Source organism: Isoptericola sp. AK164 (assembly GCF_029643425.1).
In the GTDB taxonomy this organism is placed as follows: Bacteria; Actinomycetota; Actinomycetes; order Actinomycetales; family Cellulomonadaceae; genus Isoptericola; species Isoptericola haloaureus.
On the sequence record NZ_CP119106.1, the window covers coordinates 232291 to 250872 of the forward strand.

Annotated in this window: 16 protein-coding genes and 1 pseudogene; 11 read left to right on the forward strand and 6 right to left on the reverse strand. The window is 75.2% G+C overall.

What is annotated here, in order from left to right; genetic code table 11:
- The first annotated feature begins 68 nt into the window (after positions 1-68).
- From PO879_RS01030 to PO879_RS01055, 6 genes are all read left to right on the forward strand, one after another.
- Positions 69-680 (forward strand): TetR/AcrR family transcriptional regulator, encoded by a 612-nt coding sequence (locus PO879_RS01030; RefSeq protein ID WP_278236093.1) that lies wholly within the window; start codon positions 69-71, stop codon positions 678-680.
- 4 nt (positions 681-684) lie between these two features.
- Positions 685-1353, forward strand: a complete 669-nt coding sequence (locus PO879_RS01035; protein WP_278236094.1) for a pentapeptide repeat-containing protein — start codon at positions 685-687, stop codon at positions 1351-1353.
- On the forward strand, positions 1350-2339 hold the full coding sequence (locus PO879_RS01040; protein ID WP_278236095.1) for an alpha/beta hydrolase: 990 nt from the start codon (positions 1350-1352) through the stop codon (positions 2337-2339). The genes PO879_RS01035 and PO879_RS01040 overlap by 4 nt, the downstream gene beginning before the upstream one ends.
- A gap of 63 nt (positions 2340-2402) precedes the next feature.
- Positions 2403-3083 (forward strand): response regulator transcription factor, encoded by a 681-nt coding sequence (locus PO879_RS01045; protein ID WP_278236096.1) that lies wholly within the window; start codon positions 2403-2405, stop codon positions 3081-3083.
- A complete protein-coding gene (locus PO879_RS01050) occupies positions 3080-4453 on the forward strand; it encodes a HAMP domain-containing sensor histidine kinase (protein ID WP_278236097.1) in 1374 nt (457 codons plus the stop codon). The genes PO879_RS01045 and PO879_RS01050 overlap by 4 nt, the downstream gene beginning before the upstream one ends.
- On the forward strand, positions 4450-5412 hold the full coding sequence (locus PO879_RS01055) for a TAXI family TRAP transporter solute-binding subunit (protein WP_278236098.1): 963 nt from the start codon (positions 4450-4452) through the stop codon (positions 5410-5412). The genes PO879_RS01050 and PO879_RS01055 overlap by 4 nt, the downstream gene beginning before the upstream one ends.
- On the opposite strand, the gene galE is transcribed toward PO879_RS01055, so the two are convergent.
- Positions 5388-6539, reverse strand: coding sequence for a UDP-glucose 4-epimerase GalE (galE, locus tag PO879_RS01060; RefSeq protein ID WP_278236099.1), 1152 nt, complete (start codon positions 6537-6539; stop codon positions 5388-5390). The genes PO879_RS01055 and galE overlap by 25 nt on opposite strands.
- A gap of 128 nt (positions 6540-6667) precedes the next feature.
- Here galE and PO879_RS01065 point away from each other — a divergent pair, with 128 nt between their 5' ends.
- Both PO879_RS01065 and lhgO read left to right on the forward strand, forming a co-directional pair.
- The gene (locus PO879_RS01065; RefSeq protein WP_278236100.1) at positions 6668-7084 is read left to right on the forward strand and encodes a phage holin family protein; all 417 of its coding nucleotides are present in this window, start codon (positions 6668-6670) and stop codon (positions 7082-7084) included.
- A gap of 47 nt (positions 7085-7131) precedes the next feature.
- On the forward strand, positions 7132-8400 hold the full coding sequence (lhgO, locus tag PO879_RS01070; protein ID WP_278236101.1) for an L-2-hydroxyglutarate oxidase: 1269 nt from the start codon (positions 7132-7134) through the stop codon (positions 8398-8400).
- 141 nt (positions 8401-8541) lie between these two features.
- On the opposite strand, the gene PO879_RS01075 is transcribed toward lhgO, so the two are convergent.
- Complete coding sequence (locus PO879_RS01075; protein WP_278236102.1) at positions 8542-10011, reverse strand: MFS transporter; 1470 nt, start codon at positions 10009-10011, stop codon at positions 8542-8544.
- Positions 10008-11363, reverse strand: coding sequence for a M20/M25/M40 family metallo-hydrolase (locus PO879_RS01080; protein ID WP_278236103.1), 1356 nt, complete (start codon positions 11361-11363; stop codon positions 10008-10010). The genes PO879_RS01075 and PO879_RS01080 overlap by 4 nt, the downstream gene beginning before the upstream one ends.
- A gap of 365 nt (positions 11364-11728) precedes the next feature.
- Here PO879_RS01080 and PO879_RS01085 point away from each other — a divergent pair.
- Positions 11729-12376 (forward strand): annotated as a pseudogene (locus PO879_RS01085) (FUSC family protein); the annotation flags it as partial.
- 114 nt (positions 12377-12490) lie between these two features.
- On the opposite strand, the gene PO879_RS01090 reads toward PO879_RS01085, so the two are convergent.
- Entirely contained in the window at positions 12491-13225 is a 735-nt protein-coding gene (locus tag PO879_RS01090) for a VIT family protein (protein WP_278236104.1), read from the reverse strand.
- Positions 13226-13309: 84 nt separating this feature from the next.
- On the opposite strand from PO879_RS01090, the gene PO879_RS01095 reads away from it, so the two are divergent.
- A complete protein-coding gene (locus PO879_RS01095) occupies positions 13310-14317 on the forward strand; it encodes a LacI family DNA-binding transcriptional regulator (protein ID WP_278236105.1) in 1008 nt (335 codons plus the stop codon).
- Between the two features lie 8 nt (positions 14318-14325).
- On the opposite strand, the gene PO879_RS01100 is transcribed toward PO879_RS01095, so the two are convergent.
- Together PO879_RS01100 and PO879_RS01105 are read right to left on the reverse strand one after the other, a co-directional pair.
- On the reverse strand, positions 14326-15228 hold the full coding sequence (locus PO879_RS01100; protein WP_278236106.1) for a cation diffusion facilitator family transporter: 903 nt from the start codon (positions 15226-15228) through the stop codon (positions 14326-14328).
- A gap of 56 nt (positions 15229-15284) precedes the next feature.
- Positions 15285-16595 carry a histidine kinase gene (locus tag PO879_RS01105; RefSeq protein ID WP_278236107.1) on the reverse strand — a complete coding sequence of 437 codons (1311 nt, stop codon included), beginning with the start codon at positions 16593-16595 and terminating at the stop codon, positions 15285-15287.
- A 75-nt stretch (positions 16596-16670) separates the two neighbouring features.
- Between PO879_RS01105 and PO879_RS01110 the strand changes: the two genes are divergently transcribed.
- Complete coding sequence (locus PO879_RS01110; RefSeq protein ID WP_278236108.1) at positions 16671-18581, forward strand: heavy metal translocating P-type ATPase; 1911 nt, start codon at positions 16671-16673, stop codon at positions 18579-18581.
- Position 18582 lies beyond the last annotated feature (1 nt).

Consider the following 18582-nt stretch of genomic DNA (forward strand, 5'->3'; position numbering starts at 1 on the left):
TTCGTCGAAGGTCCGGAAAACCGCTCATCGACATGATTTCACACATCCGGCGCGGCTACTATGGCCGCATGGCATCCCGTGGCCCCTACGCGAAGGGTCTCGCCAAGCGCGAGGAGATCCTCGACGTCGCCCTCGACGAGTTCGCGCGCCGCGGGTACGACCGGACCTCGATGCGGGAGATCGCCCGGCAGTCCGGACTGAGCCAGGCGGGCCTGCTGCACTACTTCAGCGCCAAGGAGGAGCTCTTCCTCGCCGTGCTGCGCCGGCGGGACGACCGGACCACCGCACCGGACGAGTACAGCCACTCCCACTCGGTCAGCGAGCTGCTCGGGGCCGTCGAGCGGAACGCCGGCGAGCCGGGCCTCGTGCGGCTGTTCGTCTCGATGTCGGCCGAGAGCGCCGTCGGGGACGGCAGCGTCGCCCACGACTTCTTCGTGGAACGGTACCGGTGGCTGACCGAGGAGATCGCGACCGACATCCGGGCCCAGCAGGAGGCCGGCGACTTCTCCACCGCCGTCGACCCCGAGGACGCGGCGTCGATCCTCGTCGCCGTCGCCGACGGCCTGCAGCTCCAGTGGCTGCTCCGTCCCGAGAGCGTCGACATGGGTGCGCGGATCAGCATGTTCTGGTCGCTCCTGAAGGCCGGGGCGTCGGTCCGTCAGGACGACTTCCTAGACTGACCCCGTGCCGTCACCGTCGCAGAAGCAGCCCGCCCCGCCCGTCGTCGACCCGGTCGTGCTGACCGACCTCGACCCCGGTGAGGCGACCGAGCTCGCCCCCGGTGCCGACCTCGAGGGCCGCGTCCACACCGGGATCGACGTCGACCGCCTCGAGCTCCGCGGCGCGCAGGCCCACACCTCCCGGCTCGACGGCCTGCGGGCCGGCGAGGCCGACCTGCGGAACCTGACGCTGACCGAGGTCGTCATGACCCAGGTCGACGTCCCGGTCGTCGCGGGCATCCGCGGCCGGTGGCGGGACGTCGAGCTGCGCGACGCCCGGGTCGGGTCCGCCGAGCTGTACGAGTCCACCTGGCAGTCCGTGCGGTTCGTCGGCTGCAAGCTGGGCTACGTCAACCTGCGCGGGGCCACCCTGCAGGACGTCGTGTTCGCCGACTGCCAGATCGACGAGCTCGACCTCGTCCAGGTCCGGGCGACCCGGGTCGCGTTCGAGGGCACGAGCGTCCGCCGGCTCGACGTGCAGGCGTCCACGCTGCACGACGTCGACCTGCGCGGCGCCGACCTCACCGAGCTGGTCGGGACCGACGCGCTGCGCGGCACCACGGTCACGAGCGAGCAGCTCGCGCAGATCGCCCCGGTGCTCGCGGCCAACCTCGGCATCACGGTGACGGAGTGAGCGAGGGGCCGACGGCGGACGGCGCCGTCGACGCCGCCCCCGAGCGCCGCCGGGCGACCTGGCCCGTCCGGGTCGGGCAGGCCGTCGCCGTCGGGGGCCTGGCCGTCGTGGCCTGGGCCCTCGCGACGGCGTGGGGAGCCGTCGTGCACGGACATCCCGCCTACGCCGTGCTGCTCGTCCTGACGGTGCTGGGCTGCGTCGCGGCCCTGTGGCGCAGCAGACGCCCGACGACGGCGCGAGGGCGGGCCCGCCGCGTGCTGGGCGTCGTGCTCACCGTCGCCGCGATCGGCTGGATCGGGGCGATCGCCTGGCTGCGCCCGTTCGTCGCCGTCGAACCCGCCCTGGAGGCGACGGGGTCCGACGACGTCGTCACGGTGACGCAGACCCCGACCCGGGTCGAGCTGACACCCGTCGGGGAGTCCAGCGGCACGGCCGTCCTGTTCCAGCCGGGCGCCAAGGTCGAGGCCCGCGCCTACGCCGCCGTGCTGCGCCCCCTGGCCGAGGCCGGCCACACCGTGGTGATCGTCAAGCAGCCCCTGAGCATCGGTTTCCTGGCCACCGGTGCGCTCGACGCCGCACGGGCGGACCTGCCCGCCGTCGAGCGCTGGGTCGTGGGTGGGCACTCGCTCGGCGGGGTGGTGGCGGCCATGGAGGCCGACGCGGCCGACACCGACGCCACGGCCCCCGCCGTCGGGCTCCTGCTCTACGCCTCCTACCCGGCCGGCGACGTCGGCGACACCCTGACCGCGGCGGTCGAGTCCGTCTCCGGCACCGAGGACGGCCTGTCCACCCCGGAGGCGATCGAGGCCTCCCGGGCGGACCTGCCCGCGGGCAGCTCGTTCACCGTGGTCGACGGCGCCGTGCACGCCTTCTTCGGCGACTACGGCCCGCAGCCCGGGGACGGGACCCCGACCATCTCCCACGACGACGCGCGGCAGCAGATCTCTGCCGCGAGCAGGGCGTTCGTCGACGGACTGAGCGGCTGACCCGCCCGGCCCCGTGCGCGGACACCCTGGCGGCGCCGGTACCGGCTCGGCTACGGTCGGTCCGTGCAGCTGTTGGTCGTGGAGGACAACGAGCACGTCGCCGGCGCGCTCGTCTCGGTCCTGGGGAAACACGGGTACGACGTCATCCGTGCCGGGGACGGGTCGACGGCGCTCGACGAGCTGAGCCAGCACACCGACCTGGTGCTGCTGGACCTCGCGCTGCCGGACATGGACGGCTTCGAGGTCTGCCGCCGTATCCGCAAGGTGTCCGACACCCCGATCATCATGGTCACGGCCCGCACGCAGCTCGACGCCCGGATCCGCGGGCTGGAGCTCGGGGCGGACGACTACGTCACCAAGCCCTACGACATCCGCGAGGTGCTGGCCCGCATCGACGCCGTGCTGCGCCGCGGCCGCGCCCGCGAGTGGGACGGCCGCCAGGAAGCCGCTCGGGTCGAGGTCGCCGGCCTGCACATCGACCTCGCGGCCCGCGAGGTGCGTCGCCCGGACGACTCCACCGTCTCGCTCACCCGCAAGGAGTACGACCTGCTCGCCCTGCTCGTGCGGCACCGCGGCACGGCGCTGGCCCGGGAGCGGATCCTGCGGGAGGTCTGGGGGTCGAGCTGGAAGGGGCTCGGGCGCACCCTGGAGGTGCACGTCGCCTCGCTGCGCCGCAAGCTCGGTGACCCGACCGTCGTCGAGACGGTGCGGGGCGTCGGCTACCGCGTCGCCGGGTCCGCGTGAGGGCGCGGCTGACGGCGCTCGTCTACGTGCCGGTCGCTCTGGTGCTGGTCCTCGTCGGTCTGCTGTACGCCGCGAGCGTCACCCGTGCCCAGCAGCAGGACGTCTTCTTCGACCGGGTGCGGGACGCCTCGTACCTCACCATCACCGCCCGCCAGGCGATCCTCGCCGACGACCCCGGGATCGTCGCCGTCGACCTCGAGCGCTACCGGCAGGTGTACGGCATCCGGTCCGCCGTCGTCGACCAGGCCGGGGTGACCCTGGCCGCCGCCGGCCTCGAGGTCGAGGACTACCCGCAGCGGCACACGGCGATCGCCGGACGGCCCAGCGAGATGACGACGAGCTTCTGGCCGTGGGACGTCGACGAGGTCGTCGTGGCCGAACCCGTCCACGACGGCGAGGACGTCGTCGGGGCGCTGGTGACCGTCTCGGACACGCAGGCCCTGGAGCGCAACATCTGGCTGAGCTGGGGGCTGCTCACCGCCGGTGGCGTCGCCGTCGCGCTGCTGGCCGTGCTCATCGCGGACCGCACCGCCGGCTGGGTGCTGCGCCCCGTGCGCGTGGTGGACGCCGCGATGGAGCGGATGGGTTCGGGCCGCCTCGACGAGCGCATCCCGCCGTCGACCGGGCCGCCCGAGCTGCGGGAGGTCGTCACCCGGTTCAACGAGATGGCCGAACGCGTCGAGCAGCTGATGCGGCGCCAGCAGGAGTTCGTCGCCAACGCCTCCCACGAGCTGCGCAACCCGCTCAACGCCCTGATGCTGCGCATCGAGGGACTCGCGCTGACCGTGCCGCCCGACCAGGTCGACGAGGTCGAGCACGTGCGTGCCGAGGCCGAGCGCATGGCGCAGATCCTCGACGCCCTGCTGCTGCTCGCCGACGACGCCGGCACGGGCCCCGCCCAGCCGGTGGACCTGGTCGAGCTCGCGGAGCGGCGCATCGAGGGCTGGCGGCTCGTGGAGCGCGGTCGCGAGGTGCGGCTCACCGCCCCCGACCGGCCGGTGTGGGCCGGCGTCGACCCGACCGCGCTCGGCACCGCCCTGGACACCATCGTGGACAACGCCCTGAAGTTCTCCCCGCCCGAGGAGCCGCTGGAGATCGTCGTGCACGACGAGCCCGGGCGGCTCGAGATCGTGGTGCGGGACCACGGGCCCGGCGTCGCCCCGGACCACCTGGCCCGGCTCACCGAACGGTTCTGGCGCAGCCCGGGCCACAGCAACGTGCGCGGGTCCGGCCTCGGGCTCGCGATCGCCTCCGAGCTGCTGTCCTCCGCCGGCGGCAGGCTCCGGCTCGAGCTGCCCGACGACGGCGGGCTGCGGGCCCACCTGCAGGTGCCGGCCTGGGACGACGAGCCCGAGGAGGAGCCCGCATGAGGCGCACGATCGGTGCCGTGACCGCTGCCCTGCTGGCCCTCGGCACGCTGGCGGGGTGCTTCGGCGGCGAGGACAGCTCCTGGTCCGGCCGCCTGCCCGACCGCCTCACGATCGCGACCGGCGGCACCACGGGCATCTACCACGGCTACGGCCAGGCGCTGGCCGACGTGCTGGCCGAGCAGCACGGCGTCGAGGCCGAGGTGCTGTCGACCGGCGGGTCGGTGGAGAACCTCGCACTGCTGGCGGACGGCGAGGCGCAGCTCGCGTTCAGCGCGGCCGACGCCGTGGCCGACGCCGTGCACGGCACGGGGGCCTTCGACGCGCCGGTGGACCTGCGTGCGCTGGGCCGCGTCTACGACGACTTCGCCCACCTGGTGGTCCCTGCCGACTCACCGGTCGAGGAGCTGGCGGACCTGCGGGGACGTCGCGTGTCGGTCGGTGCCACCGGGTCGGGCACGTCGCTCATCGCCCGCCGGGTGCTCGCCGCCGGCCCTCTGCCGGAGTCCGACCTGCGGGTGGTCGAGCTGGGCATCACCGAGTCGCTCGACGCGCTGAGCACCGGCCGCATCGACGCGTTCTTCTGGTCCGGCGGGCTGCGGACCCCGGGCCTGGTCGAGCTCGCCGAGGAGACCCCGATCCGGCTGGTCCCGCTCGACGGCGTCGTCGACGAGCTCCGCGACCGGTACGGTCAGGGCTACCGGCACGGCACGGTCCCCGAGGGCATCTACGGGCTCGAGGCCGACGTCGAGACGCTCGCCGTGCCGAACATCCTGGTGGTGCCGACCGACCTGCCGGACGACGCCGCCCACGGGCTCGTGGCGACGCTCTTCGGTGCGCGCACCGCCCTCGCCGAGCGGGCCGCCGCCGCCCAGCTGCTCGACCGGACCCGTGTGATCTACACCGAGCCGGCCCCGCTGCACGACGGGGCGCTGCGCTACTTCCGCGAGGTCAAGGACTGACCGACCGCGCGGCGGGCCAGGGACCCGGCGGGCGCGGCCTCGGGCAGCGGGGGCACCATCCGGAGCCGGTGCCCGACCCCGCCGCGCCAGGGCGTCTCCGGCGTCACCGTGGGCGGGTAGCCGTCCGGGTTCGTGCGCTGCCAGCGCCAGTGGTCCCGGCAGATCTCGTCGAGCCCGCGGCGGGCCCGCCATCCGAGCTCCGTCGCGGCGCGCTCCGGGTCCGCCACCGCCGAGGCCGCCGTCGGGGGCCCGGCGGCGACCATGCGGTACGGCACGGTCCGTCCCGTGACCCGCTCGAACGTGCGGATCACGTCGAGGACGCTCGCGGCGCGTCCGGTCCCGAGGTTCCAGGTGGTCATCGGCCGGGCGGCCGTGTCCAGGCCCTCCAGCGCGGCGACGTGCCCGTCGGCGACGTCGGCGACGTGCACGACGTCGCGCACCGGCGTGCCGTCCGCGGTGGGGTGCCGTCCGCCGAACACCTCGACGGCGTCCCGGCGTCCGGCCGCGACCTGTCCGACACGGGTCAGCAGCCCCGTCGCCGAGGAGGCGCCGTCCTCGCCGAGCCGGCCCGAGGGGTGGGCGCCCGCCGTGGTGAAGCAGCGCAGCACCGCCACCCGCAGCGCCGGGTCGTGGCCGACGAGGTCGGTGAGCAGGTGCTCGTTCGTGGCCAGGCTGCGGCCCAGGGGCGAGACCGGCGCGAGGGCTGCCGACTCCGCGAGCCGACCGCCGTCGTCGGACGGGCCGTAGACCGCGGCGGACGAGGACAGCACGAGGCGGTGCACCGCGTACCAGGTCATGCAGCGCAGCAGCGTGAAGAGCGTCGACAGGTTCGTCTCGTAGGTGTCCAGCACGCGGCTGTCGCTCAGTCGCGCGGACCGCAGACCCGCCAGGTGCACGACGGCGTCGAAGCGGGCCGTGGCGAAGACGCGCTCCATCGCGTCGATGTCGGCGACGTCGGCGGCGTGCGTCGTCACCTGCCGGCCGGAGACTCCCTCGGCGCGGGTGAGCGCGGCGGGGCTGCCCGCGCTGAAGTCGTCGACGACGTCGACCGCGTGCCCTGCCTGGAGCAGGGCCAGCACGACGTGGGAACCCAGGTAGCCGGCCCCACCTGTGACCAGGACCCGCATCTGACGTGACCCCCTGAACGACTCGACGTGCTCCACATGGTGGTGGTCGCCGCGCTCGCTCCACAGCAGGATTGAGGGAATCCTGAGCATCTCGCGCGTTTCGGGGTGATCTGTGCCACCCTGCGGGCATGGTCCGACTCCTCGCGCGCACCGCCGTCTTCCTCCTCGCCGCGGCGATCGGTGTCGTCCTCACCGACGTCCTCTTCGACGCCTTCGGCTGGGACACCTTCGACATCGTCTGGGGCGACCCGCTCGGCTTCGTCCTGGCGGTGGTGATCTTCGCGCTGGCGCAGGCCGTGCTGTCGCCGTTCTTCGCCCAGCTCGCCCGCCGCAACGCCCCGACCCTCGTCGGTGCGGTCGGGCTCATCACGACCTACGTCGCGCTGCTGGTGGCCTCCCTGGCCTCCGACGGCCTGACGATCTCCGGGTGGCAGGGCTGGGTGATCGGCCCGATCGTCGTCTGGCTCGTCACGATGCTAGCCACGTTCCTGCTGCCGGCCTTCATCCTCAAGCAGGCCGTCGAGGAGCGCCGCGACCGTGACTGACCGGGGACCCGCCGGGGTCGCCGCCGGTCGCCGCAGGAGGTGACACCGTGGGCACGACGCAGGACGGTGCGGTCGGTGTGGTCGGCGGCGGGATCGTCGGGCTCGCCGTGGCGCGCGAGATCGTGCGGCGACGACCGGGGACCCCGGTGACGGTGCTCGAGGCGGAGGACCGCCTGGGCGCCCACCAGACCGGGCACAACTCCGGCGTCGTGCACGCGGGCATCTACTACCGGCCCGGCAGCCTCAAGGCGACGCTGTGCACGCGCGGCCGGAGCCTGCTGCAGGAGTACTGCGCCGAGCACGACCTCCCGTTCGACGAGGTGGGCAAGCTCGTGGTCGCGGTCGAGGAGTCCGAGCAGGGCCGCTTCGACGCGCTGGAGGCCACGGCGCGCGAGAACGGGGTCCCGGGGCTCCGCCGGCTCGACGCGGGCGCGATCGCCGACGTCGAGCCGCGCGCCGTCGGCCGGGCGGCGCTGCACTCGCCGCGCACCGCGATCACCGACTTCGGCGCGGTCGCGCGACGGCTCGGGGCCGACATCGAGGCCGCCGGTGGTCGAGTCCTGCTGAACACCACCGTCACCGGGATCCGGCAGGGTGCCGGCGACGTCACGGTGTCGACGCGGCACGGGGCCCGGTCCGGCACCGCCGGCACCTCCGGCGACGGCGGCGCCGAGCGCGGCCGGCACACCGTGAGCCGGCTGGTGGTGTGCGGGGGCCTGCAGTCCGACCGGCTCGCCGGCCTCGTCGGGGGAGGGCGGAACCCCGCCATCGTCCCGTTCCGGGGCGAGTACATGGCGGTGCGGCCCGAGAAGCAGGACCTGGTCCGGGGCATGGTCTACCCGGTGCCGGACCCGCGGTACCCGTTCCTCGGCGTGCACTTCACCCGGACGGTCGACGGCGGGCTGGAGGTCGGGCCCAACGCCGTCCTGGCGCTGCACCGCAGCTCCTACCGGCGTCTCGCCGTCGGGCCCCGCGACCTCGCCGCGACGCTCACCTGGCCCGGTTTCTGGCGGATGGCCGCGGAGCACTGGGTCACGGGCGTCCGGGAGATGTACGGGTCGGCCGTGCCGTCCGCGTTCCTGCGCGCCGCGCAGCGCTACGTCCCGGCGATCGGCGCGACCGACGTCGTGCGCGGGCGCTGCGGCCTGCGTGCCCAGGCGGTGGCGCGGGACGGGTCCCTCGTCGACGACTTCGTCGTCGAGTCCTCGGACCGCGTCACCGTGGTGCGCAACGCCCCGTCGCCGGCGGCCACCTCCGGGCTGGCGATCGCCGAGCACGTCGTGGACCGTCTCGGGGGATTCGACGGTTCCGGGTGAGACGTCCCGCGCAGGACCTTGGTCCCGACAGCGGGGGGACCTTGGGCGCTTCCGCGCCGCGCGTCGCGTTCCTACGGTGAAGGGTGCCCGTCGGGTTCCTGCCGACGAGATCCCGGCGGGCACCAGATCCTGGCAGCGCCGTCAGGCGGCGGGTGCGTGGGCCCCGCGGTCGGTGAACGCCTCCTTCGGCACGACGAGCAGCAGCACGGCCGCGACGAGGGCGGTCCCGCCGCACACGACCCAGACCGTCATGTAGCCGGTCAGCGTGCCGGCGGTGCCGGTGACCGACTCGGCGGCGTTCGCGCCGGCCGCGCCGAGCAGGGCGATGCCGAAGACGCACGAGGCGATCGCCCCGCCGACCGTCTTGACCGAGTTGGTCAGGCCGGTGGCCACGCCCGTCTGCGTCGGTGGCGCCGCGGCCGCGGCCGCGGCGGGCAGCGCGGCCACCAGCGTGCCGGATCCCAGCCCCACGATCACCATGTTGGTGGCCACCTGGACGTAGGTGTCGTGCAACGGCAGGAACAGCCCGAAGCCGACGGCGACGGCCAGGGCGGCCACGAACAGGGTGAGCCGCGGCGAGACCAGCGCGGCCACGCGCGGGAACGACAGCGCCCCGACGATCATGGCGATCAGGTACACCCCGATGAGCAGCGACGTCTGGAACCCGGTGGTGCCCAGCCCGTAGCCGTACACCGCGGGGTCGGTGCGGGCGAACGTGGACAGCGGTGCCTGCGCGCCGAGCACGGAGACGCCGAACAGTCCCGCGGTGAGGAACACGGGGGCCAGGGCGGGGGAGCGGAACATCCGCACGTCGATCAGCGGGTCGTCGTGGCGCAGCTCCCAGCGTACGAAGGGCCAGAGCAGGAGCAGCCCGGCGGCGACGGCGGCCCAGGCGACCGGCGAGGCGACGCCCTCCAGCCGCAGCAGGCTCAGCCCGCCGGTGAAGGCGAGCAGGGCGAGCGAGACCAGCACCAGCCCGCGGGTGTCGAGGCGGCCGCCCACCGGGTCCGGGGTCTCGGCGACGCCCAGCCAGACGACGACGAAGCACGCGCAGACCAGGAGCGCGGGCACGAGGAGCACGACCCACAGGGGGAACGAGTCCACGAGCGCCCCGCCGGCGAGCGCCCCGGCGATCGCGCCGGCCTGCAGCGCGGCCACGAGGATCCCGGCGGCCTTCGCGGTGACGGCGGAGCGGTTCGGCAGGTCCCGGGTGCGCAGCCAGACCAGCGCGATCTCCAGCGGCAGCCACACGACGTAGAAGCCCTGCAGCGCCCAGGCGACGAGGAACACGGCGAACGAGTCGGTGAACGGCAGCACGAGGGAGGCCGCGGCCGTCACGGCGGTGGACCACAGCAGGATGCGCCGGTGGCCGACCATGTCGCCGAGCTTGGCCAGGGCCGGCACCACCAGCGCCGACAGCATGAGCTGGCTGCCCTCGAGCCAGTTGACGTCGGCGTCGTGCACCCCGAGGTGGCGGGCGACGTCGGTGAGCAGCGGCGTGTAGTAGCCCTGGATGACGCCGCTGGTCAGCTCGACGAAGGCGAGGAAGCCGACGACGACGGTCATCGACGCGCCGGTCGTCGGCCGGCGCGCGGCGGTCCCGGCGCTCATCCGAGCCGCTCCAGCAGCGTGCGGTGGAAGAGCTCGCCGCGTTCCAGCTCGCTGATCTCGACCCGTTCGTCGACGCCGTGGATCGACGCGCGCTGCGCCGCCGACATCGTCAGCGGCGCGAACCGGTAGACGGCCGGCGCGAAGCGGTGGAAGTACCGCGCGTCGGTGGCGGCGAAGACGACGTAGGGCACCGTGGCGGCACCGGGGTGGGAGACCGCGACGGCGTCGGCGATCCGGGTGAACCGCTCGTCGTCGGTCGGCGACTCGGGGGACGGCTCGCTGGCCTCGAGCACCTCGACGTCGACCTGGTCGTCGGCGATCCGGCGGCGGATCCGGGCGACGGTCCCCTCCACCGTCTCGGAGAGGGCGATGCGCAGGTTGAGCGTCGCGGACGCCTGCGAGGGCAGCACGTTCGCGGCGGTGCCGCCGTCGAGCATGGTGGCCGCCACGGTGGTGCGCACCAGGGCCGCCGTCTCGCCGCCGCGGGTCACGAACGCCTGCGCGGTCGCCCGGGGGGACGCGGCCAGGGCGCGCAGCGCCGTGCGGCTCGCCCCGTTCGCGCGCTCGGCGAACCGCCGCAGCAGCTCGCTGATCGCCCGGGGCGTGCGCGCGGGGAACGTGCGCGGCCCGAGGCGGTCGACGGCCCGGGCGATCCGCCGCACCGCCGTGAGGGTCGGGGGCATGGAGGCGTGGCCGCCGTCGCCGCGCGTGGAGAGCCGGGCGGTGAGCACCCCCTTCTCCCCGACGCCGACCATCGCGGCAGTGCCGGTCACCATGGGCAGCGGGGAGTCGACGACGGCGCCGCCCTCGTCGAGGACCATCCAGGGCACGATCCCGCGGGCCTCGAACGTCGCGGCGATCGTCTCGGCCGACGGGCCGTGGCACTCCTCGTCCCCGCCGAGGGAGAGGTAGACGTCGCGGGCCGGGACGAACCCGGCCGCCAGCAGGTTCTCGACGGCCTCCAGCAGGACGACGAGCGGCCCCTTGTCGTCGAGCGCGCCGCGGCCGTGGACCCAGCCGTCGGCGATCCGACCGGAGAACGGCGGGTGGGTCCAGCCGTCGGACTCGTCCACGGGCACGACGTCGAAGTGCGCCATGAGCACGAGCGGTCCGTCGTCGGCGTCCCCGCGGCCGCGCCAGCGGTAGACGAGACCGAGGTCGCCGAGCCGTTCCCTGCTCAGGTGCTCGTGCACGAGGGGGTACAGCTCGGCCAGGAGGTCGACGAGGCTCTCGAACGGCTCGTGCCCCCGGCTGTCGATCTCGGCGGAGACGGTGGGGATCTGGATCAGGCGCGCCAGGCGCTCGGCGACGTCCGGGCGCGGTGTGACGGACGCCACCTCAGGTCGGTTCATGCGGGCAACCGTAGCGGTCCTCTGTCACGAACAGGTCACCGATCTGTGACCCGGTCTCACGCGATGAGACCACGTCGCGAGCCGCCGGCGCCCGCGTGCGGTGCACGGCGCACGTCGGCAGGCTGGTCGCCATGGACCCGTCCCGCCGTCGCCTGCTCGTCGCGGCGCTCGCCACCGTCGTCCCGGTCGTCGTGCTCGCGGTCGTCGCCCCCGCGGTGGTCACCCCGTACTTCCTGGGCATGCTGCCGACCGTCGTCGCGGGAGTCGCCTCGCTGCGCCGGGCCTGGGTGCTCGCCGGCCTGACGGGTGCCCTCGCGCTCGTGGCCCCCCTGGCCGGGGCGCAGGTGTGGTCGGCGGTGGTGCTGATGACGCTCGTCGCCGCGGCCCTGGGACTGGCGGCCGGGCGGGGCTGGAGCTCGGGCGGGGCGCCCGCCGCGGTGACCCTCGCGGCCCTGACCGTCTCGCCCCCGGCGCTGGTCGCCGCGGACCCGCGGACCCTGGCCGGTGCCTGGCCCCTCGCCGCCGCCGTGCTGGCCGGCGGCGTGGTGACCGCGCTCGTCCTCACCCTGCTCTCCCGCGGGGTGCCCCGCCCGGACCACGACCCGTTGACCGGCCCCGAGCTGAGGTTCTACGTGTCCGCCCTGGTCGTGGTCACCGCCGTGGGGACGTGGTGGGCGACGACCTGGTTCCCCGACACGCACTCGTGGTGGCTGCTGCTGACGTTCTACCTGGTGATGGTGCCGCGCACCGGGGACATCACCGCCCGCGCGCTGGCCCGGGCCGGCGGCACCGTCCTGGGCGGGCTGGTCGTCGTCGTCCTCGTCGCGCTCGACGTCGCGCCGCAGGCCATGTCGCTGGTGGTCGCGGTCGGCGTGGTGGGCTGCGTCGTGACCATGCTGACCGCCCCGTACTGGGTCTACACGATCTTCCTCACGGTGACCGTCGTCGGGACCACGACGGGCGACGCCCCCGTCGCCGGGGCCCTCGAGCGGGTAGGGCTCACCCTGCTGGGTGCCGGGACGGCCGCGGGCATCCTGCTGCTCGCCCGGCTGCTGAGCCACCGCAGCGGGCGCCGTACCGGCCGACCTGCCGGCCGACCTGTCGACCAGGCCGTGGTGCCGGCCGGGTCAGGCGACGCCGGTGGTGCCCAGCAGCGAGCCGACCGCGAACGTCGCCCCCAGGGCGAGCGCGCCGCCGACGACGACCCGCAGCACGGCCCGGTCGATCCGGGCGCCGCCGATCCACGCGGCGACGCCGCCGGTCAGGGCCAGCGCGACGAGCACGGCCACGAACGTGGCCGCGATCTTGGCGGGCTCGGGCACCAGCAGCACCGTCGCGAAGGGCAGCAGGCCGCCGATCGTGAACGCGACGAACGAGGCGACGGCCGCGTGCCACGCTGAGACGACGTCGTCCGCGTCGATGTGGAGCTCCGCGGACAGGTGCGCACCCAGGGCGTCGTGCTCGGTCAGCTCCACGGCCACCTGCCGCGCGGTCTCGTCGGAGAGCCCGCGGTCCCGGTAGAAGCCGGCGAGCTCGGCGAGCTCCTCCTCGGGCATCGTGGCGAGCTCGTGCTTCTCCTTGGCGATGAGCGCCTTCTCGGTGTCCGACTGCGAGGAGACCGAGACGTACTCGCCCAGCGCCATCGAGATCGCGCCGCCGACGAGGGCCGCCAGACCCGCGGTGAGGATCGCGGCCTGCGAGGTCGTCGCCGCGGCCACGCCGACGACGACGGCCGCCACGGAGACGATGCCGTCGTTGGCGCCGAGCACGCCCGCGCGCAGCCAGTTCAGCCGCTGGGCGAGCCCGGTCACGGCGTGCGGTTCGTCGGAGTGCGCGGTGCGGACCTCGGGGTCGTCGGTCATGGTTCCACCGAATCACTGTCCACGTGCCGCCGCCAGCAAGGGAAGGCTGGCCGAATCCTGCTAGCGTCCGACGCGTGAGCAGCCATGGTTGAGTCGACGGTGACGATCCACGACGTCGCCCGGCACGCCGGTGTCTCGGCGGCGACGGTGTCGAACTACTTCAACTGGCCGGACAAGCTGTCCGACCGGATGAAGAAGCGTGTCGCCACGGCGGTGACCGACCTGGGGTTCGTCCCCAGCATGCCGGCGCGGCAGCTGCGCCGGCAGCGCAGCGGCATCGTCGGGCTCAGCGTGGTCAACGCCTCCAACCCGTTCTTCGGCGGCATCGCGACCGCCGTCGAGCAGGTGGCCGAGGACGCCGGGCTGTCGGTCGTGGTCGGGTCGTCCCACGAGTCGCCCGTCCAGCAGGAGAAGTTCCTGACCCTGTTCGAGCAGCTCCGGTTCGACGGCGTGGTCGTGGCGCCGTCGGACGACCAGCTCGAGCCGCTGCGCAAGCGCCACGACCGCGGGACGCCCGTGGTGCTCGTCGACCACGAGGACCCGGACGGCCGGTTGTCGTCGGTGTCGCTGGACCATCGCGAGGGCGGCCGGATCGCGGCCAGCCACCTGGTGGACTCCGGCCGCCGCCGGCTGCTGTTCGCCGCCGGTCCGGAGGGCGTACGGCAGGTGGCACGCCGCCTGGAGGGGGCTCGTGAGGCCGTCGCCGAGCGCGACGACGTCCGCCTGGACGTGGTGCGCTCCTCCGACCTCGACATCACCGTCGGGGAGGAGACGGGCCGGTGGATCGCCGCGCTCGACCCTCCCGAGCGCCCCGACGCGGTGTTCGCCGGCAACGACCTGCACGCCATCGGTCTCGTGGACGCCCTGGTCAAGGCGGGGATCCGGGTGCCCGAGGACATCGCCGTGGTCGGGTACGACGACATCCCGTTCGCCCGGCGGGCCGCCGTCCCCCTGACCACCGTGCGCCAGCCCATCGCCGAGATGGGCCGGGCCGCGGCCCGGCTGCTGCTGGACGAGATCGCCGAGCCGGGACGTCCGCCGCGGGACGTCGTCTACCCGCCCGAGCTCGTGGTGCGCGCCTCGGCTCCCTGACCGTCCGGTCAGTCGTGCGTCGGGTGCTCGTGGGCGGGGTGGGTCTCCGGCTCGACCTGGAAGGTCGAGTGCTCGACGCCGAAGTGGTCGCGGACGCACTCCTGCAGCTCGTCGAGGATCTCCCCGGCGTGCCCGTCGCGGAAGCACGCGGCGTCGACGACGACGTGCGCCGAGAGCTGCGGCAGCCCCGTCGCGATGAGCGAGGCGTGCACGTCGTGGATCGCGTGGACGTGCTCGACGCGCAGCAGGTGGGCGCGGACGTCGTCCAGGTCGAGGCCGGGCGGTGTCGACTCGAGGAGCACGGCGGTGGTGTCTCGCAGCAGCACCAGCGCGCGCGGCAGGATCAGCGCACCGATGAGCAGTGCCGCGACCGAGTCGGCCTGCTGCCACCCCGTCGTGGTGATGACGACGGCGGCGACGACGACGGCCAGCGACCCGAGCGCGTCGTTGAGCACCTCGAGGAACGCGGCCCGCAGGTTGAGGCTGGCGCCGCGGCGTCCGGCCAGCACCGCCAGGGCCGCGAGGTTGCCGACCAGGCCGACGACGCCGAACACCACGAGCTCGGTCCCCGGGATCTCGGGCGGGTCCTGCAGCCGCTGCACGGCCTCGACCAGCACGAAGACCCCGACGGCGAGCAGCAGCGCGGCCTGGGCCAGCGCGGCGAGCACCTCCGCGCGCCGCAGCCCCCAGGTGCGCCGCGCCGTCGGCGGGCGCAGCGAGGCGTGCGCCGCGAACAGCGCCATCCCCAGCCCGGCGGCGTCGGTGAGCAGGTGCGCGGTGTCCACGAGCAGGGCGAGGCTGCCGGTCACGACGGCGCCGACCACCTGGGCGACGACGATGCCCGCGGTGATGCCGAAGGCCGCGCCCAGCCGTCCGCGGTGGGTCTCGTGCGTGCCGTGGTCGTGGGCCATGGCTGTCCTCAGGCGGCGGTGCCGGCGGGGGACGTGGGGGCGACCATGGCTCGACCCTACGGGACGGACTCGGCGAGGCGGGCCGGCAGGTCGGCCGTGACGACGAGCCCGCCGTCCGCGCCGTCGACGACGTCGAGGCGGCCGCCGAGCAGCGTCGCCCGGTCGCGCATCGCGGCCAGGCGCGCGCCGTCGGCCCCGTCCGGCGCGGGTCCGGGCCCGTCGTCGGCCCCGTCCGGCGCGGGTCCGGGCCCGTCGTCGGCCACGACGACCCGCAGGCGCCCTGCCGAGACACCCAGCTCGACGCGGACGGTCGACGCCGCGGCGTCCGCACCCACGCGCGCCAGGGCGCCCTGGACGATGCGGTAGGCCGCGGCGTCGACCGTCGCGTCCAGGGAGCCCCGCGGGACGTCGACCCGGGTGGTCACGCGGATCCCGGCCGCCCGCACCGGCTGGACGAGGGCGGCCAGCCCGGCCGGACCGGTCACCGCCGGCAGGTGGTCGCGCGCCCCGGGGACCGCCGCCGAGGCGTCCGCGCTCTGCTCCGTGCCCTGTTCCGCGGGGCGCAGCAGCAGGGCGGTGGCGCGCAGCTCGTGCACGGTGGCCGACGTCGCCTCCCGGACGTGCCGCAGGGCCGTGCGGGCCGCGTCGTCGTCGCGCCCCACGGCGCCCGCGGCCACGTCGGTGTGCAGGGCCACGAGCGAGAGGTGGTGCCCGACGACGTCCTGGAGGTCCAGAGCGACCCGGAGACGCTCGGCCCCCGGGCCGGGCTCGACCGGGCCGGGCTCGACCGGGCCGGGACGGTCCGGTGGGGCCGGGTCGGACGCCGGCGGCCGTGGGCCGGGCGCGCCCCGGTCGGGGCGGTCCTGCCGACGCGACCGCACCAGGACGCCCACGCAGACGGCCGCGACCACGACGGCCAGGTCGCCGAGCAGCAGGGTGACGACGTCCGCACCGGTGCCCGGACGGGCGGGACGCAGCGCCGAGACCACCAGGACCAGGGCGCCCCCGGTCGCCGACGCCCAACCCGGGCGGCCCTGTGCCGCGGCGGCGCACAGCGCCGGCGCGGCCGCCAGCGGGGTGCCGAGGACACCGAGGTCCGCCACCGCGCAGACGGTGGCGCCGACAAGGGTGAGCACGAGCATCGGCAGCGGTGCCCGACGGCGCAGCAGCACCAGCGCCCCGAACCCGGTGGCCGCCGCGTACCCGACCGGCGGCGTCGCGGGGTCCAGGACGAGCAGCCCCGACAGCCCGAGCGCCGTCCCGGCCGCGGCCGCGACGTCGACCCACCGGGCGCTGCGTCCCGGGACACGGGTGCGGACGGCGTCGTCGACGTCGGCGACACCGTCGGGGGCCGGCGGGGCGGGCACGTCGACAGCGTAGGTCCGCGTCCCCGACCGTGCAGTCGGGAGGCCGGGAACCGCACGACGCGGGAGGATGGACGCATGGCGGGGCAGCTCGTGCGCCGCTACCCGTGGGTGGCGTCCTCCCTGGTGGTGCTGGCGGTCGTGCTCGGCCTCCTGGCCGGCGGCGAGCCGGACGTCGCGCGCTGGGTCGGTTCCGGGTGGGCGCTCCTGGTGGGTGCGCGCGTCGCCGTGGGCATGGTGCGCGACCTGATCGCGGGCCACTGGGGCGTGGACCTGCTCGCGCTGACCGCGATCGTGGCGACCGTCGTCGTCGGCGAGTACGTCGCGTCGCTGGTCGTGGTGCTCATGCTGACCGGCGGGCAGGCGCTGGAGGACTTCGCGGCACACCGCGCCCGGCAGGAGCTGCGCGCCCTGCTGGAGCGGGCGCCGACGCGTGCCCACCGCCTGGACGCCGCCGGCGGCGTCGTCGACGTCGACGTGGCGGACGTCCGGCCCGGCGACCTGCTGCTCGTCCGACCCGCCGAGGTGGTGCCCGTCGACGCCGAGCTCGTGGACCCCGAGACCGACTTCGACGAGTCGTCGCTGACCGGCGAGAGCCTGCCGGTCACGCGCGGCGTCGGCGACCCGGTGCTGTCCGGGGTGCTGAACACCGAGCAGGCGGTCACCCTGCGTGCCACCGCCGCCGCGGCGGACAGCCAGTACGCGCGGATCGTGGCGATGGTCCGCGAGGCCGCCGAGTCCCGGGCCCCCGTGGTCCGGCTGGCCGACCGCTACGCCGTGCCGTTCACGATCTTCGCCTTCCTCGTGGCCGGCGCCGCCTTCGCCTACCACCGCGACCCCACCGTCGTGGCCGAGGTGCTCGTCGTGGCCACCCCCTGCCCGCTCCTCCTCGCCGCCCCCGTGGCGTTCCTCGGCGGCATGAGCCGGGCCGCGCGCCACGGGCTCATCGTCAAGGACGCCGGCACGCTCGAGCGCCTGGCCGCGGTGCGCACGGCGGCCTTCGACAAGACCGGCACGATCACCGTCGGCCGGCCCGCCCTGCTGGCGGTCCGGGCGCGCCCCCCGTGGCGGAGCGACGAGCTGCTGCGGCTCGCGGCGTCCGCCGAGCAGTACTCCTCGCACGTGCTCGCCACGACCGTCCGCGAGGCCGCCGTCGAGCGCGGGCTGGCGCTCGACAGCGCACAGACCGCCCGGGAGGAGGCGACCCACGGCGTCGCGGCGCGCGTCGGCGGGCACGACGTCGTCGTCGGCAAGCTCCGGCGGGTCGCCCGGTCCGCGCCGGACGCCGTCGAGGAGCCCCTGGAGCAGGGGGAGCTGGCCGTGTACGTCGCGGTCGACGGCCGGTTCGCCGGCACGCTGGTCATGAGCGACCCCGCGCGGCCGGACGCCCGCGAGACGATGGAGGAGCTCGCCCGGCTGGGGATCACCGAGACGCTCATGCTCAGCGGCGACTCCACGGCCACCGCCGAGCACGTCGCCGACGCCGTCGGCATCGCCCGCGTGCACGCCGAGTGCCTGCCCGCCGACAAGGTCCGCCTCGTGCAGGAGCTCCCGGACCGGCCCGTCCTCATGGTCGGGGACGGCGTCAACGACGCGCCCGTCCTGGCCGCCGCCGACGTCGGGGTGGCTATGGGCGCCCGCGGGTCGACGGCGGCGAGCGAGTCCGCCGACGTCGTCATCCTCACCGAGGACCTCCGTCGGACGGTCACGGCGGTGCGCGTCGGACGGCGGACCATGACCGTGGCGCTGCAGAGCATCTGGCTCGGCATCGCACTGTCGGTGGTGCTCATGGGCGTGGCGGCCACCGGCGTGATCCCCGCCGTCGTCGGCGCGCTGAGCCAGGAGGTCGTGGACCTGCTGGCCATCCTCAACGCGCTGCGGGCGCTGCAGGACGACCGGTCCGACCGGGTCGACGTGCCCGGCTCGGCCGCCGAGCGGGCGGAGGGCGCCGCCCGGGCAGGTGGGGCCCTGCGGCCACGGCTACGGTGAC

What these genes read in the sequence shown, in the direction of transcription:
- PO879_RS01030 (WP_278236093.1), top strand. Translation starts at nt 69, where the DNA reads ATGGCATCCCGTGGCCCCTACGCGAAGGGTCTCGCCAAGCGCGAGGAG.
- PO879_RS01055 (WP_278236098.1), top strand. Translation starts at nt 4,450, where the DNA reads ATGAGGCGCACGATCGGTGCCGTGACCGCTGCCCTGCTGGCCCTCGGC.
- galE (WP_278236099.1), bottom strand. Translation starts at nt 6,539, where the DNA reads ATGCGGGTCCTGGTCACAGGTGGGGCCGGCTACCTGGGTTCCCACGTC.
- PO879_RS01065 (WP_278236100.1), top strand. Translation starts at nt 6,668, where the DNA reads ATGGTCCGACTCCTCGCGCGCACCGCCGTCTTCCTCCTCGCCGCGGCG.
- PO879_RS01075 (WP_278236102.1), bottom strand. Translation starts at nt 10,011, where the DNA reads ATGAGCGCCGGGACCGCCGCGCGCCGGCCGACGACCGGCGCGTCGATG.
- PO879_RS01080 (WP_278236103.1), bottom strand. Translation starts at nt 11,363, where the DNA reads ATGAACCGACCTGAGGTGGCGTCCGTCACACCGCGCCCGGACGTCGCC.
- PO879_RS01090 (WP_278236104.1), bottom strand. Translation starts at nt 13,225, where the DNA reads ATGACCGACGACCCCGAGGTCCGCACCGCGCACTCCGACGAACCGCAC.
- PO879_RS01095 (WP_278236105.1), top strand. Translation starts at nt 13,310, where the DNA reads ATGGTTGAGTCGACGGTGACGATCCACGACGTCGCCCGGCACGCCGGT.
- PO879_RS01100 (WP_278236106.1), bottom strand. Translation starts at nt 15,228, where the DNA reads ATGGCCCACGACCACGGCACGCACGAGACCCACCGCGGACGGCTGGGC.
- PO879_RS01110 (WP_278236108.1), top strand. Translation starts at nt 16,671, where the DNA reads ATGGCGGGGCAGCTCGTGCGCCGCTACCCGTGGGTGGCGTCCTCCCTG.